The organism is Paractinoplanes ferrugineus (assembly GCF_016862195.1).
GTDB classification, from domain to species: Bacteria; Actinomycetota; Actinomycetes; order Mycobacteriales; family Micromonosporaceae; genus Actinoplanes; species Actinoplanes ferrugineus.
In genome coordinates this window covers 24,570-37,268 of record NZ_BOMM01000083.1, presented here as the reverse complement: position 1 = coordinate 37,268, position 12,699 = coordinate 24,570, and the positions used below count along the sequence as shown (strand labels likewise).

The window sequence follows — 12,699 nt, the reverse complement described above, 5'->3', positions numbered from 1 at the left end:
GCCCGGACGAGATCGTCAGCCGGCCGCTGCCGGTCACCACGAACCAGGCGCTCGCCGGGAGCTCGCTGGCCGGGGCCGAGGTTCTCGCCGACTACGAATCGGTCGTGCTCATCGGGACCGACGCCGACGGCGCGCCCGTGCTGGTGCGGACGTCGGTGACCGCCGAGCCCGGCGGCTACCGGGTCGACGTGCCGGCGGACGTACCGGTCGTGGCGGGACCGGCCGGACTTCTCGTGCATCGCCACGACGACCAGCTGTGGAATCTGCACAACGCCAACGTGCGAGGCCACCTGGCGGCCGACGGCCGGGGCTGGCTCCTGCGGCCGGAACGGCTGGTCGAACCGGGGCAGAAACATCGCTCCAGCGTGCTCGACCCGATCCGGATCAGCCGCGGGTGCCAGGCCACCACCCGTCGCTACCTGGAGCACCGCGGCCTCACCCGGCCGGCCGTCCCGTGGGATGCCTATCGCGCGATCCGCGACCGTCTCCCGCGCGGCTGAGATGCGGTCCGACCGTCCGGCTCAGCCGCGCGGGGGCGGGAGGTGCAGCGCGTCGCGGATCGCCGCCTGCACCTTCTCGGCCGGCGGGCGGGCGTCGATGTCGTGCACGAACTCCTTGCGGCGGAACAGGTCGAGGACCGGGCGGGTCTTCTCGTTGTAGTCGGCCAGCCGGGATTCGAGGGCCTCGGGGGTGTCGTCCTCGCGGGTGATCAGCTGGTGGCCGCAGATGTCGCAGCGGCCCTCCTGCTTCGGGCGGTCGGCGATCAGGTTGTAGTCCATGCCGCAGTTCGGGCAGAGGCGCCGGCTGAGCACCCGGCGGCGTACCTCGTCCTCCGGGAGTTCCAGATGGATGACGCCGTCGATGTCGTAGCTCTCCATGAAGAACTCGGCCTGCCGCCCGTTGCGGGGGAAGCCGTCGATGACGAAGCCGTAGTTCCAGTCGTGCCGGTCGAGCCGTTCCCGCACCACCGACTCGACCAGGTCGTCGCCGACCAGGTCGCCGGCGTTCATGATGCGGCGCACCTGGGCGCCGAGCTTGGTGTGGTTCTGCACGTTCCACCGGAAGATGTCGCCCACGGAGATGTGCACCAGGTTGAGTTCGTTGCAGAGCAGTTCGCTCTGGGTGCCCTTGCCACTCCCCTGCACGCCCATGATCACGTACTTGCGCATCGGTTGGCCTCTCTCAGTCGGTCGCGCCGAGTCGCAGCGGACCGGGCGCCGCGCGCCCGGTCAAGGTCGTCGGGTCGATGCTCCAGGCGTCCGCCACCCTGAGCACGTCCTTCTCATTGATCAGAACGGTCGAGTCCTCGTCCAGTTCGGCGGGCAGACCCAGATCACGTTCGACCGGCCCGGGCTCACCGTGCCAGGACGTCACCGCACCGCTCCGCCCGACGTAACCGAACGCCCGGATCAGCTCACCGTCGGCGGCCCGCTGCCACCGATGCGTCTCGGTCACCCGGTGGGTGACGAAGAACTGCACCTCGGTGTGCAGGGTGGCGGACAGCTCGAGCACATCGGTGCTGGTGGCCGGGCTGAGCAGGTGCCGGCCGGTGGCCAGGGTCCAGAGCGTGTCCCGCGCCCCGGGCAGCGGCGGCGTCACCGCCACCCGGTCGTCGGTCAGATGCGCCAGGTCGATCCCGTCCCGCCACGACACTTCGCCAAGATCTTTCAGACCCAGAGCTTTCAGTACGGCGTACGCGTCCACGCCGGCCACCGCGAGCCACGCCTGCTTGCCGCCGAATCCGACCATCACGTCCATGTGTCAACGCTATCCGGCCGCCGTCACGCCCAGCCGTGGTCCTGGCGCAGCTTCGCCGCCACGAGGTCGAACTTGCCGCGGTCCAGGATCGCCCCTTCCCGCCGGATGCCGTCGACGTCGATCTCGAGCACCCGGTCGAGCCGCACCCAGCTGGGCCGCGACTCCCGGTCCCAGCTGCCGGGGCCGAGCGCGTACCAGTTGTGCTGCCCGTCGCGCTCGCTCTGGCTGGACAGCATCAGCCCGAGGACCGTGCCGCCGTCGCGCCCGACGACCAGGACCGGCCGGTCCTTGCCCTGCGCCGGGTCGTCCTCGTAGGGCACCCAGGTCCACACGACCTCGCCCGGGTCCGCGTCGCCGTCGAGGCTCGGCGAGTAGTCCAGGTGCCGGCCGCTCCGCGGCTTGGGAAGGTGCTGGGTCTGCCGCGGCTGCCGGGTGCCGACCGGCCCGGTCGGGGGCCGGCCGGTCTGGGGCCGGCTCGGTCGCGGAGCCGGCGTGGGTTGCGCGGGTTCCGACAACGCGTCGATGAGCTTGCGGAACAGCGTCTTGAGAGTGTTGGCCACCGGAGCACTCTAGATCGCCACCCGCGGGGCCGGATCGGCACGTCTTGCGGGACATGGGGGAGCCGCTACGCTCGGCGGGTGATTCCGGACATCGACGCCTGGGAGTGCTGGCCTCCGCGGCTGGTCGCCGAACGGCTCCGGGGGATCGGGACGCCCTGGTACGTCGCCGGCGGGTGGGCGGTCGACCTGCACCTCGGGCGTGTCACGCGGGAGCACGAGGATCTGGAGATCGCGGTGCCGCGGGAGCGGTTCGCCATGGTCGCGGGGCGGTTCCCGGAGCTGGCGTTCTGGGTGGCGGGCAGCGGGCGGGTGGTGCCGGCCACGCCGGCGGCGCTCGAGGCGGAATTCCAGACGTGGGCGCTCGACCCGGCGGCCGAGGTCTGGCGTTTCGACGTGATGCGCGAACCCCACGACGGCGACACGTGGATCTCGCGGCGCCACGCGAGCCTGCGGCGCCCGTACGCGTCGATCGTCTTGACCGGGCCGGACGGAATTCCCTACCTCAGCCCGGAGGTGGTTCTGCTCTTCAAGGCCAAGCATCAGCGGGCCAAGGACGAGGCGGATTTCGCGCTGCTCGCGCCGGTGCTCACCGGGGAACAGCGGAGGTGGCTCGACGATGCCCTCGATCTGGTGCATCCGGGGCATTCCTGGCGCGACTAGTTCACGAAGTCCTGGGTCATCCAGGTGATGCCCTTGCTGTCGCGGACGACGCTCAGGCCGATCCGGGCGAAGCCCTTGTTGAGCAGGTTCTTGCGGTGGCCGTCGTTCGGCGGGACCTCGGCGAGCATGCTGTCGGTCAGGCCGTTGGCGGCCTTGATGAGCTCGGCGTTGCTCGAGCCGCTGGAACCGTAGCCGATGTTCTCGCCGGCCGAGTTCCACTTGACGCTCTGGGCGCTGAAGCGGTCACCCAGGCCCTTCTCGCCGGAGCACTGGTGGGACAGGCCGCAACCGCTGATCATCAGCTGGTTGTGCAGGCCGGAGGCCTTCGACAGGTCGGCGTCGAGGGTCAGCGCGCCCAGGCCCTCGGCGACGCGGGCCGAGTTGATGTGCGACAGCACCGCGTCGAGAACCTCGTCGCCGGTCTTGGGCGCCGTACCCTGCGCCGTCGCCTTGGCCCTGGTCCTGGTCGGCTTCACGGTGGGCCGGGTGGTGACGGTCTTCTTGGGGGTCGCGCCGGGGGACGGCGGCTTGGTGGCCGACGGGGTGGCCGAGGGCGCGGCCGTGGGGTCGGTGAGCAGGTCGCTGTCGGTCTTCGCGGCGGCCGTCGTCGACTCGGCGCGGGGCTGGTCGGCGGCAGTGGCCGCGGCGGGTTCGGCTTCGGCATGGCGGTTGAGGCCGATGACCGTGAATCCGGTCCCGATCACCACGGCGGTGGCACCGGCCACCAGCGTGTAGCGGAAACGGGCGGCGGCGGTCATCGGCACGGGAGATCCTCAAGCTGGCTGGTGGGGTCGGCCAGGCAACTATGGGTGCGCGACAGCCCGCGCACCCACCAGCTAAAGGTCCCTTAAGAAAAGGATCACGGAGATCTAAAGTCGCCGGCCCGGACGCCGTCGACGAAGGCCCTCCACTCATCTCGCCCGAACACCAGCATCCCGCCGTTGCGGCTCTTGGAATCTCGTACGGCCACGACGCTCGAAAGGTTCAACGCGACCTCCACGCAGTCGCCGCCGTCGCCTCCGCGGCGACTGCTCTTGCGCCACACCGCATCGGACAGATCAACCATCGCTCTCCTTGAGGATCGCGTTGCGGAGATCATCCGAGTCGGCCTGACTGAGGGCGACTTCTTCCAGTTCCGACCAGATCGACCTGCAGCAGTCCCGGAATCACGCTCGGGGCGTACGCGAGATGCCGGCCCGCTCGCGCAGCTGGCGCATCAGGCGTCCGACCTGACGGCGGGGAACGGTGGAACCGGTCTCGGACAAGGCGACTCCCGCACGGCTTCGGAGTGTCTCGAACGAGACGATTCGAACGTCTCGAACGAGCCGGCGAGAATCCCGAAGCGAGATGCCCGCGCAGTTGTCACTTGCCCACCGTAACGACTTGATCGCTGATCGTGAATGCCAAGAGGCACATCGGTCTCGCGGCCGAGGAGACGGCGACGCCGGTCGAGGCGTCGCTGTTCGGGGTCGTGGCCCGCAAGCCGTAACGGCTCAGCCGGTGCGGCGGGGCACGTGGCGGCGGTAGGCGCTGACGGTCGGGTCGCCGGCGATCCAGAATCGCCACGCCACATCGTGCGCGGCGGTCACGCCGACCCGCGGGCCGGCCTGGATGCGCTCGGCCGGGACCGGCTCGGTCGGGGGACGCAGGGTCAGCGGGCCGGTGCCGTCGACGACCGAGGTCCCGTAGGCGGTCAGTGGCAGGCCGAGGGCCTCGACGAAGCGGGCCGGCCCCGACGCGAGATCGACATCGCGCTTGGCCGCGGGCCGCCGGGAGCGGGCCAGGTCGGCCCCGTCCACCACCTGGCCCGCGCGCAGGAGAACCGCCGCGGGCTCCCCCACCGGTCCGCAGGTGACATTCGCGCAGGTGTGCATTCCGTAGATGCGGTAGAGATAGAGGTGACCCGCCGGGCCGAACATGGCCGCATTACGCGCGGTGCGGCCGCGGTGGGCGTGACTGGCCGGGTCCTGCCCCAGGCCCAGATATGCCTCGGTCTCGGTGATCCGGATGGTGACGCCGTCCACCACGGCCAGCCAGCCGAGGAGGGTGCGCGCCGTTTCCGCGACGGCCGCCGCGGGCGCGTCGAGCCAGGCGTTGGTCATGGTCCCAGGAAAGCAGAAGGCCCTCCTGCGCCGGACAGCGACGCCCCGCCGGACATCACTTCGCGTCGATGGTCGCGCGGACCAGCTCGGTCACGAACTCGGTGGTGATCTCCTGGCCGGTGACCAGGGCCCGGTAGTAGAGCGGTCCCACCAGCCGGTCGACGATGGTGTCGAGGTCGGCCATGGCCGGCAGGTCACCTCGCTCGACGGCGCGCTGGAGCAACTGCCGGTCGCGTACGCGCTGGCCGGTCCAGTGTTCTTGGCGCAGCCGGGCGGCCAGGGCCGGGTCGTGCTGACTCTCCGCGGTCAGTGCCCGGAACACCGCTCCGGCGTCGGAGGCGGTCAGGAAGCGGGCGAGCGCGCCGAGATAAGTGATCAGATCCCGGGTCAGGTCGCCCGTGTCCGGCGGCGTGATCTCCTCGGCCGCATCGGTCACGAACGCCTCGAACAGGATGTCGGTCTTGGACGGCCACCACCGGTAGATGGTCTGTTTTGCCACGCCGGCCCGCTGGGCGATGCCCTCGACGGTGAGCCGGGCGAAGCCGTTCTCCACCAGGAGGTCGTCCGCCGCGTGCAGGACCGCCAGGCGTGCCTGCTCGCTGCGTCCGTGACGATTTCCGCGATGCATGGACACATCGTACCTTGCCTAGACGCAACGTTGCGTCTATGGTTCGCAGTCATGACCTCACTCCTGACCGAGCCGATCAACGGCATCCTCGATCGGCTCCACACCGCTTCGCTGCGCGACGACGAACTGGACATCCCGTCGCTACCGTCCGACGCCTCCGCCCAGCACCGCGCCGACGCCCTCGCCTCGGCCTACATGCCGGTCTCCGCGCACGGCGGCCGGCTGCTCTACAACCTCACGCGGTTCGCGCGGCCCCGGACGATCGTCGAGTTCGGCACCTCGTACGGGATCTCCACGCTCTACCTCGCCGCCGCCGTCCGCGACAACGGCCGGGGCCGGGTGGTGACCACCGAGCTCAGCTCGACGAAGGTCGCCGCGGCCCGGGCCAACCTCGCCGAGGCGGGCGTGGCCGAACTGGTCGACGTCCTCGCCGGCGACGCGCTGCGGACACTCGGCACGATCGACGAGCCGATCGGCCTGGTGCTGCTCGACGGGTGGAAAGACCTGTACCTACCGGTGCTGCGGCTGCTCGAGCCGCGGCTGACCCCGGGCGCCCTGGTCATCGGCGACGACAGCAGCTTCGCGAGCGTTCAGCCCTACCTCGACCACGTCCGGGACCCGGCCAACGGTTACCTGAGCGTGAGCTTTCCGGTCGAGGACGGGATGGAGATCAGCTGCCGCCTCGCCGGCTGAGCCACCCGCCGGAACACGTCGGCGGGAAACCGCCCCGCGCGATCCCGTAGGCCGCTAGCGTCCAGACTTGATGATCCCGCATCGGTTGTTGATCCTGTGCGGCGCGATGTGCTCCGCCGGCGTGCTCTGGGCGGCCGCGCTGATCGCCGGTCTGCTGGCCGGCGTACGCCTCGTCCCCACCCCCGCCGCCGTCGGCACAGCCGCCCTGCTGACGATTCCCGGGTTGATCGCGGGTGTGCTCGGCAACCGCTGGTACTACCGGACCACCCGGCCCCGCTCCCGCTGGAGCCTGACCTCCTGGGTGCCGCCACACGTCCCGCACTGGGCCTCGATGCTGGCCGGCGTGATCTTCTTCGGCTTCTGGCTCGCGGTGGTGGTGGCGTTCGCGGCCCTGGACGGCAACGCCGAGATGCGGGACGGCCGGTACGTGATCCAGGACAACGGGCGGGTCACCGTGATCACCGAGGCCGATTACGACCGTCAGCTGGACCACGAGCAGCAGATCTCACTCGGGGTGCTGGGGGCGCTGGCGGTCGGCGGGACCTTCCTGACCGGGGCGATCCTGACCCATCACGCCGCCCCGGAGCCGACGCACACCCAATCGGCCGGCCTGCCCCTCGCCTGACCCGTGCCGGCTCTCAGCCGCCGTGGGTGACCTCCGCCAGCTCCCGGTCGGGCGAGGGGTCCAGGCCCCGCATGACGGCCGACCGGCAGTCCTCGCAGATGCCGTGGGTGATCGCCGGCAGATCCTCGGGGTCCGCCTCCAGCAGGTTCAGGCGGCGACAGCCCTCCTCCACGTCGACCCAGCCGTCCGCCTGGATGCGCGCGCACCAGGCGCACATCTTGATCAGTTCGTCGCCCGCGCCGGCCGGCTGGGCCAGCAACGGAACCGGCGGGCGCGGCTGGTAGTGCTGCAGCGAGCTGACGATCTCGACCTCGCCGCCGGGGTGGCCGGTCACGGTCGCGCGCATGATGCGGCGTTCGTCCGGCGCGTCACAACGGTAGGTCAGGATCACCGGGCGGCCCCGCCGGCGACGGGCCTGGCCCAGGATCGCCTGCCAGACCACGCACAGGTCGGAGCTGCTGGTGAAATCGGCGAGGGATCGGCCCAGCGGCGCGGGCACGCAGGCCCCGCCCTCGTTCGACAGGGCGTACTCGTCCCACCCGTCGCCCACCCCGCTGAGCAGGTCGTTGCCATCGAAGCGCCAGCTGACCGCCATAACCGAAGTCTGACAAAGAATCAGTCGGCCCGGCTCGACTCCCGCAAAGCGCGGGCCGTCCCGGCCTACATCGGCAGGCGCACTGTGACGGAAGTGCCCCGCGACTCGTGCGAGGACAGGGCGATCGTGCCCCGGTGCCGTTCCACCACCGCCCGGCACAGCGCCAGGCCGAGACCCGAGCCCGGGATGCCGGTGTGCCGCGCGTTGCCACCGCGATAGAGCCGCTGGAACAGCCGGGCCTGCTCGGCCACCGGGATGCCGACGCCGCTGTCGCTGACCGTGAGTACCGCCTGATGTCCCTGGTCGACCAGCTTGACGTCGACCACCGAGTCGGACCGGCTGAACTTGACGGCGTTGCCGACCAGGGCGTCCACCACCTGCCGCAGCCGGTCGCGGTCGCCCGGCACCCGCACCCGGTCGAGTCGCTCGATGGCGATCGAGATGCCCCGGTCGAAGGCGGTCCCGGCGATCGCGCCGGCCGAATCGGTGACCACCTCGGTGAGGTCCACCGGCTGGTTGGCGAGCACGATGTGCCCGGACTCCAGGCCGGCCACGTCCATCAGCCGGTCGACCAGCTCGCGCAGACGGGTGCTGTTGCGGTGCACCACCTCGAACAGTTCCCGCAACTCACCGAAGGGCGTCTCGTCGGCGGACTCGGCGATCAGATCGATGTAGGAGCCGATCGAGGTCAGCGGGGTACGCAACTCGTGCCCGGCCAACGCCATGTACTCGTCGGTGGCCGCGGCCAGGTGCAGCGCGAGGATCTCCGCCCGCCGATGTTCCAGAAAAGCCCCGATCACCGCGGCGATGCCGGTGAGCATCATGCCGAGCGCCGGGTCGGCCCCCTGGCGGGAGCGGGAGAAGAACGAGATCGCGCCGACCACCCGGTCACCGCTGCGCACCGGAACCGCGCCACCGGAGAGATAGGTCGCGCCCTCGGCGACATCCGGCAGGATCGGCGCGCCCGGGGCGTGCAGGTCGGGCACCCAGATCAGCTCGCCGGTCTGCCAGCACAGGCCGGCCAGGCCCTGACCGCGGGCGATGCCGGTGGGCAAGGGCAGGGGTGGTTCGCCCGGCTCGTTGTGCAGGGCGGCCAGCCGCAGCACGTCGGAATCGTCGTCGGCCAGCCACAATCGCAGGTAGGGCCAGCCCAGCGTGGTGCCGATCGCGGCCAGCATGCGGTCGGCGGCGTCCGGCGAGTCGGGGTCGGTGGCCAGCACCTTGAGCACCCGGTTCTTGCACTCCTCGTACTGCCGGGCGCGGTGCCGGGCGGTGATGTCGTGGGCGGCCGAGACCGCGGCCACGACGGTGCCGCTCTCGTCGCGCACCGGGCGCGCGTTGACCAGGTACCAGCGGAGTCGCCCCTGCGGGTCGCAGGACATCAGCTCGACGTGGTTGATCTCCTCACCGCGCAGGGCCCGGCGGATCGGCCAGTCGTCGTCCGGCACCGGCGTGCCGTCCGGGCGGCACGTCCGTTGCCGGCTTGCCACCTCCGCCAGCGGCGTACCGGGCTCGTCGGCCCCGAGCACATCGGTCAGCGCCCGGTTGACCAGCAGCTGCCGCTCGTCGGCGCCGAACGCCATCACCCCGGTGTCGAGGCAGTCGAGCACCGCCTCCAGCAGGGAGTTCGGGTTCCGCGGCGGGACCAGTCCGTCGAGGTAGCCGCGCAGCGCGTCGCTGAGCTCCGGCACCCCGAAGGGCTTGCCGATCACCCCGAGCGCGCCGGTCGCGCTCAGCCGCGGATCGCCCGGCAGGAGGTACGCGGTGATCAGCACGATCGGCGTCGAGGCCAACTCGACGTTGCCGCGGATCGCCTTGCAGAGCTCGATGCCGTTGAGATGCGGCATGTCCACGTCGGCGACGAGCAGGTCCGGCCGGTGCTTGCCGACCGCTTCGAGACCGGCCGCGCCGTCGTTCGCCACGATCACGTCATGGCCGAGCCGCCGCACCACCTCGGCGATGACCCGCTGGTGATCGAGGTTGTCCTCGGCTACGACAACTAGTGCCACCCCTGAAGCCTAAAACCGGCAAATCGCCGGGTGGACCGTTTCGGGGTAGCTTGATCGGAGTGCCGGGAAACAACATCGGGCTGCGGTCCGCACGGGGCCGCATCCTCGCCGCCGTGATGCTCTCCACGGCGCTGGTCGCCATCGAGTCCACCATCATCGCCACGGCCGTCCCGTCCATCGTCAAGGACATCGGCGGTTTCACCGAGTTCCCCTGGCTGTTCTCCACCTACCTGCTGGCCCAGGCGGTCTCCGTACCGATCTACGGCAAGCTGAACGACCTGTTCGGTCGCAAACCGGTCATCCTCGGCGGGATCGGCCTGTTCCTCATCGGTTCGATCCTGTGCGGCTTCGCCTGGGCGATGGGCCCGCTGATCGCCTTCCGGGTGGTGCAGGGCCTGGGCGCGGGCGCCATCCTGCCGACGACCATCACCATCGTCGGCGACCTCTATTCGGTACGCGAACGGGCCAAGGTCCAGGGCTACGTGGCAAGCGTGTGGGGCGTGGCCTCGGTCGTCGGGCCCACGCTGGGCGGCGTCTTCAGCGAGTACGCCACGTGGCGGTGGATCTTCTTCGTCAACATCCCGCTCTGCCTGCTGGCCGCCGTCATGATCGTCCGCAACTTCCACGAACGGGTCGAACGCGGCCACCCGAAGATCGACTATGCCGGCTCCGGGCTGCTCACCCTCGGCCTCGTGCTCGTCATCCTCGGCGCCCTCGAGGGCGGCCAGGCCTGGGCCTGGACGTCGGCAACGAGCTTCGCCGTCATCGGCGGCGGCCTGCTCGCCCTGACCGCCTTCGCCCTCGTCGAACGCCGAGCGGCCTCCCCGGTGCTGCCGCTCTGGGTCTTCCGGCGCCGCCTGCTGGTGACCAGCGGCCTCATCTCGGTCGGCATCGGCGCCATCCTGTACGGCCTCACCTCCTACGTCCCGACCTATGTGCAGGACGTGCTCGGCACCGGCCCGCTGGTCGCCGGTTTCGCCCTGGCCACGCTCACCATCGGCTGGCCGATCGCGGGCAGCCAGGCCGGCCGCGTCTATCTCCGGCTGGGTTTCCGGGCCTGCGCGCTGATCGGCACCGCCCTGGTGCTTGCCGGTTGCGCCCTGCTCCTGCTGCTCGGCAAGTCGTCGCCGGTCTGGCAGGTCGCGCTGTTCTGCCTGGTGATCGGCCTGGGCATGGGCCTGACCGCGTCACCGACCCTGATCGCCGCCCAGTCGAGCGTCGGCTGGGCCGAACGAGGTGTGGTCACCGGCAGCAACATCTTCCTGCGCTCCCTGGGCAGCGCGGTCGGTGTCGCCGTCTTCGGCGCGATCGCCAACGCCACGGTTGGCCCCGCCACGGTCACCCCGGCCGCCCTGACCACCGCCGTACACCGGATCTTCGTCGGCCTGGTGATCGTGGCCGTCCTGATCATCGCCCTGGCGGTGCTGATCCCGCGCTCCGCCGACCACGCGATCGACGCGTCCCCCGCTCTCGAGTCGGAGACCCCCGCTCAGACCGGTGCGTCATCCTGACCCTCGGCGTCGTCAAGCTCCTTCCGGGGGCCTTTGAGCAACTCGACAAGTCTCAGCGCTCGTTCCGAGCGCTCCTTGCCGCCGACCACGACCACCAGCGAGGCGATCGTCAGCGGGGCCAGGACCCGGCAGGTCAGGCGATAGGTGAAGTACACGACTACGACCGGGAGCGCGGTCGCGCGCGACTCCCCGATCAGGTTGGCGATCCACTGAGGTACCACGTCCCCTCCCCCACAACGCCCCGTGACGATGAGAGAGCATGCACTCAGAGTAGCCATTCGGTCACAACAGCACTACTGTTGGTTTCCTGGTCGGGGCCGGTCGGGCTAGCGGACCGCAGGCTCGACGACCACGGGACGTGACCGGGGGGCCCGGCGCAGGACGGCCGCGCACCGGGCGATGAACAGCCACTGGATCAACGGCACGACCGGGCCGAAAAGGCGGACGAGCAGGCGTACGGGGCGGGAGCGCACGGCCACCTCCAGGCGGACCGCGTCGTCGTCGTCGAGGCGTACCGTGAAACGCTCGTCGCCGTCGAAAAGGTGGCCGGGCAGCGCCCGATAGTGCATGACGGTGCGACCCGGCGCACGCACCACCTCGAGCACCTCGCACGGCTCGCGCAGGCCGAACCCGAACGACGACGCCATCCGCAACCCGGTCGCGGCGGCCGGGGTGTCCGGCGTGACGTGGGCGCCGGCACGACGGTGCATCTCCCAGCCGAGCAGGGCCGCCGAGGCGGTGTCGAAGCGCTCCCGGCCGGCCCCGATCCGGTGCGACCAGCGGTGCGCCGACCACGGCTGCGGGCGCCGCACCCAGCTGACGACCAGCGCGGTCAGCACGGCGGCGGCGTTGAGCACGCCGTGGGTCAGCACCATCCAGGTCAGGTCGAGGTGCGGGATCGGCAGCACCTGGCCGGCCGCGTAGAGCAGCGCCAGCGTCATGGTCAGCACGGCGAGCGCCGTCAAGAAGCGGTTAGCGACCGCCAGCCACAGCCCGGCGGTCAGCACCGCCGCCCCGGCCAACTCGACGACATCGCCCGCTCGCTGCCCGAGCGGCGTGCGACCGGCCAGGAACCCGGCGCCGACCACCGCGACCCCGACCGGCGCGAGAAAGCGCCACCACCGGCGGGAGCCGGTGAGCGTGATCAGCAGGAGGGCGCCGAAGCCGGCCACGTGGAAGTGGGCGGCGGTCAAGCCGAGGACGCCGGCGGGGAAGCCGAACAGCGCGACGCCGGCGCGCTCGGCGAGCAGGCCGACCGCGGCGACCGGGAGGCAGGCGGCGGCGAACGCGGTCAGGCGTTCGCGGCGGAGCACCACCGGCACCGCCAGGCAGCCGGCCAGGTAGGGCACGCAGAGCAGGCCGGCGACCCAGCCGCGGGGCAGGAGCAGCGCGACGACGGCCGGCCCCGCCGCGGCCGGCCAGCAGCGGACGAGACCCCGGCCCCGGCCGAGAGCGCCCAGGCCCAGCGGAACGATCAGCAGCAGGCAGGCGCCCACCACCGCGTAGAGCCCGATCCAGCCGGGCGTGGTCAACCGGTCCATGTCGCGTTCCCCCATAA

Annotated in this window: 16 protein-coding genes; 5 read left to right on the top strand and 11 right to left on the bottom strand. The window is 71.1% G+C overall.

The window, feature by feature from the left end:
- The coding region (locus Afe05nite_RS40865) for a hypothetical protein (RefSeq protein WP_203822725.1) at positions 1 to 500 on the top strand (500 nt) is incomplete at its 5' end.
- A 21-nt stretch (positions 501 to 521) separates the two neighbouring features.
- On the opposite strand, the gene Afe05nite_RS40860 is transcribed toward Afe05nite_RS40865, so the two are convergent.
- From Afe05nite_RS40860 to Afe05nite_RS40850, 3 genes are read right to left on the bottom strand one after another with little or no spacing between them, the layout of a single operon-like run.
- On the bottom strand, positions 522 to 1,169 hold the full coding sequence (locus tag Afe05nite_RS40860; protein WP_203822724.1) for an adenylate kinase family protein: 648 nt from the start codon (positions 1,167 to 1,169) through the stop codon (positions 522 to 524).
- Between the two features lie 13 nt (positions 1,170 to 1,182).
- Positions 1,183 to 1,758: a hypothetical protein gene (locus tag Afe05nite_RS40855; protein ID WP_239118583.1), complete on the bottom strand. Its 576-nt coding sequence runs from the start codon at positions 1,756 to 1,758 to the stop codon at positions 1,183 to 1,185.
- A gap of 23 nt (positions 1,759 to 1,781) precedes the next feature.
- The gene (locus tag Afe05nite_RS40850; protein ID WP_203822723.1) at positions 1,782 to 2,318 is read right to left on the bottom strand and encodes a type II toxin-antitoxin system PemK/MazF family toxin; all 537 of its coding nucleotides are present in this window, start codon (positions 2,316 to 2,318) and stop codon (positions 1,782 to 1,784) included.
- 78 nt (positions 2,319 to 2,396) lie between these two features.
- On the opposite strand from Afe05nite_RS40850, the gene Afe05nite_RS40845 reads away from it, so the two are divergent.
- Positions 2,397 to 2,978 carry a nucleotidyltransferase domain-containing protein gene (locus Afe05nite_RS40845; protein WP_203822722.1) on the top strand — a complete coding sequence of 194 codons (582 nt, stop codon included), beginning with the start codon at positions 2,397 to 2,399 and terminating at the stop codon, positions 2,976 to 2,978.
- Here the strand turns inward: Afe05nite_RS40845 and Afe05nite_RS40840 are convergent.
- The 4 genes from Afe05nite_RS40840 to Afe05nite_RS40825 form a co-directional block, all read right to left on the bottom strand.
- Entirely contained in the window at positions 2,975 to 3,736 is a 762-nt protein-coding gene (locus Afe05nite_RS40840) for a CAP domain-containing protein (RefSeq protein WP_239118585.1), read from the bottom strand. The two genes, Afe05nite_RS40845 and Afe05nite_RS40840, sit on opposite strands and share 4 nt — an antisense overlap.
- Positions 3,737 to 3,837: 101 nt before the next feature.
- Complete coding sequence (locus Afe05nite_RS40835) at positions 3,838 to 4,044, bottom strand: DUF397 domain-containing protein (RefSeq protein WP_203822720.1); 207 nt, start codon at positions 4,042 to 4,044, stop codon at positions 3,838 to 3,840.
- Positions 4,045 to 4,471: 427 nt separating this feature from the next.
- Positions 4,472 to 5,080 (bottom strand): DNA-3-methyladenine glycosylase, encoded by a 609-nt coding sequence (locus tag Afe05nite_RS40830; RefSeq protein WP_203822719.1) that lies wholly within the window; start codon positions 5,078 to 5,080, stop codon positions 4,472 to 4,474.
- A gap of 55 nt (positions 5,081 to 5,135) precedes the next feature.
- Positions 5,136 to 5,708 carry a TetR/AcrR family transcriptional regulator gene (locus Afe05nite_RS40825; protein WP_203822718.1) on the bottom strand — a complete coding sequence of 191 codons (573 nt, stop codon included), beginning with the start codon at positions 5,706 to 5,708 and terminating at the stop codon, positions 5,136 to 5,138.
- Between the two features lie 51 nt (positions 5,709 to 5,759).
- Between Afe05nite_RS40825 and Afe05nite_RS40820 the strand changes: the two genes are divergently transcribed.
- Together Afe05nite_RS40820 and Afe05nite_RS40815 are read left to right on the top strand one after the other, a co-directional pair.
- The gene (locus Afe05nite_RS40820) at positions 5,760 to 6,401 is read left to right on the top strand and encodes an O-methyltransferase (protein WP_203822717.1); all 642 of its coding nucleotides are present in this window, start codon (positions 5,760 to 5,762) and stop codon (positions 6,399 to 6,401) included.
- A 70-nt stretch (positions 6,402 to 6,471) separates the two neighbouring features.
- Entirely contained in the window at positions 6,472 to 7,026 is a 555-nt protein-coding gene (locus Afe05nite_RS40815; protein ID WP_203822727.1) for a hypothetical protein, read from the top strand.
- 13 nt (positions 7,027 to 7,039) lie between these two features.
- Here Afe05nite_RS40815 and Afe05nite_RS40810 read toward each other — a convergent pair whose 3' ends face one another.
- Positions 7,040 to 7,621: a hypothetical protein gene (locus Afe05nite_RS40810; RefSeq protein WP_203822716.1), complete on the bottom strand. Its 582-nt coding sequence runs from the start codon at positions 7,619 to 7,621 to the stop codon at positions 7,040 to 7,042.
- A 65-nt stretch (positions 7,622 to 7,686) separates the two neighbouring features.
- Positions 7,687 to 9,630: an ATP-binding protein gene (locus Afe05nite_RS40805; protein WP_203822715.1), complete on the bottom strand. Its 1,944-nt coding sequence runs from the start codon at positions 9,628 to 9,630 to the stop codon at positions 7,687 to 7,689.
- 59 nt (positions 9,631 to 9,689) lie between these two features.
- Between Afe05nite_RS40805 and Afe05nite_RS40800 the strand changes: the two genes are divergently transcribed.
- Positions 9,690 to 11,141 (top strand): MFS transporter, encoded by a 1,452-nt coding sequence (locus Afe05nite_RS40800; RefSeq protein ID WP_239118582.1) that lies wholly within the window; start codon positions 9,690 to 9,692, stop codon positions 11,139 to 11,141.
- Here Afe05nite_RS40800 and Afe05nite_RS40795 read toward each other — a convergent pair.
- Positions 11,120 to 11,362 carry a hypothetical protein gene (locus tag Afe05nite_RS40795; RefSeq protein ID WP_203822714.1) on the bottom strand — a complete coding sequence of 81 codons (243 nt, stop codon included), beginning with the start codon at positions 11,360 to 11,362 and terminating at the stop codon, positions 11,120 to 11,122. The genes Afe05nite_RS40800 and Afe05nite_RS40795 overlap by 22 nt on opposite strands.
- Positions 11,363 to 11,467: 105 nt before the next feature.
- Complete coding sequence (locus tag Afe05nite_RS40790) at positions 11,468 to 12,682, bottom strand: YndJ family transporter (protein WP_203822713.1); 1,215 nt, start codon at positions 12,680 to 12,682, stop codon at positions 11,468 to 11,470.
- Positions 12,683 to 12,699 lie beyond the last annotated feature (17 nt).

Excerpts from the sequence above, each read along its gene's own strand:
- Afe05nite_RS40860 (WP_203822724.1), bottom strand. The coding sequence starts at position 1,169 with ATGCGCAAGTACGTGATCATGGGCGTGCAGGGGAGTGGCAAGGGCACC.
- Afe05nite_RS40855 (WP_239118583.1), bottom strand. The coding sequence starts at position 1,758 with ATGGACGTGATGGTCGGATTCGGCGGCAAGCAGGCGTGGCTCGCGGTG.
- Afe05nite_RS40840 (WP_239118585.1), bottom strand. The coding sequence starts at position 3,736 with ATGACCGCCGCCGCCCGTTTCCGCTACACGCTGGTGGCCGGTGCCACC.
- Afe05nite_RS40835 (WP_203822720.1), bottom strand. The coding sequence starts at position 4,044 with ATGGTTGATCTGTCCGATGCGGTGTGGCGCAAGAGCAGTCGCCGCGGA.
- Afe05nite_RS40830 (WP_203822719.1), bottom strand. The coding sequence starts at position 5,080 with ATGACCAACGCCTGGCTCGACGCGCCCGCGGCGGCCGTCGCGGAAACG.
- Afe05nite_RS40825 (WP_203822718.1), bottom strand. The coding sequence starts at position 5,708 with ATGCATCGCGGAAATCGTCACGGACGCAGCGAGCAGGCACGCCTGGCG.
- Afe05nite_RS40820 (WP_203822717.1), top strand. The coding sequence starts at position 5,760 with ATGACCTCACTCCTGACCGAGCCGATCAACGGCATCCTCGATCGGCTC.
- Afe05nite_RS40815 (WP_203822727.1), top strand. The coding sequence starts at position 6,472 with ATGATCCCGCATCGGTTGTTGATCCTGTGCGGCGCGATGTGCTCCGCC.
- Afe05nite_RS40810 (WP_203822716.1), bottom strand. The coding sequence starts at position 7,621 with ATGGCGGTCAGCTGGCGCTTCGATGGCAACGACCTGCTCAGCGGGGTG.
- Afe05nite_RS40790 (WP_203822713.1), bottom strand. The coding sequence starts at position 12,682 with ATGGACCGGTTGACCACGCCCGGCTGGATCGGGCTCTACGCGGTGGTG.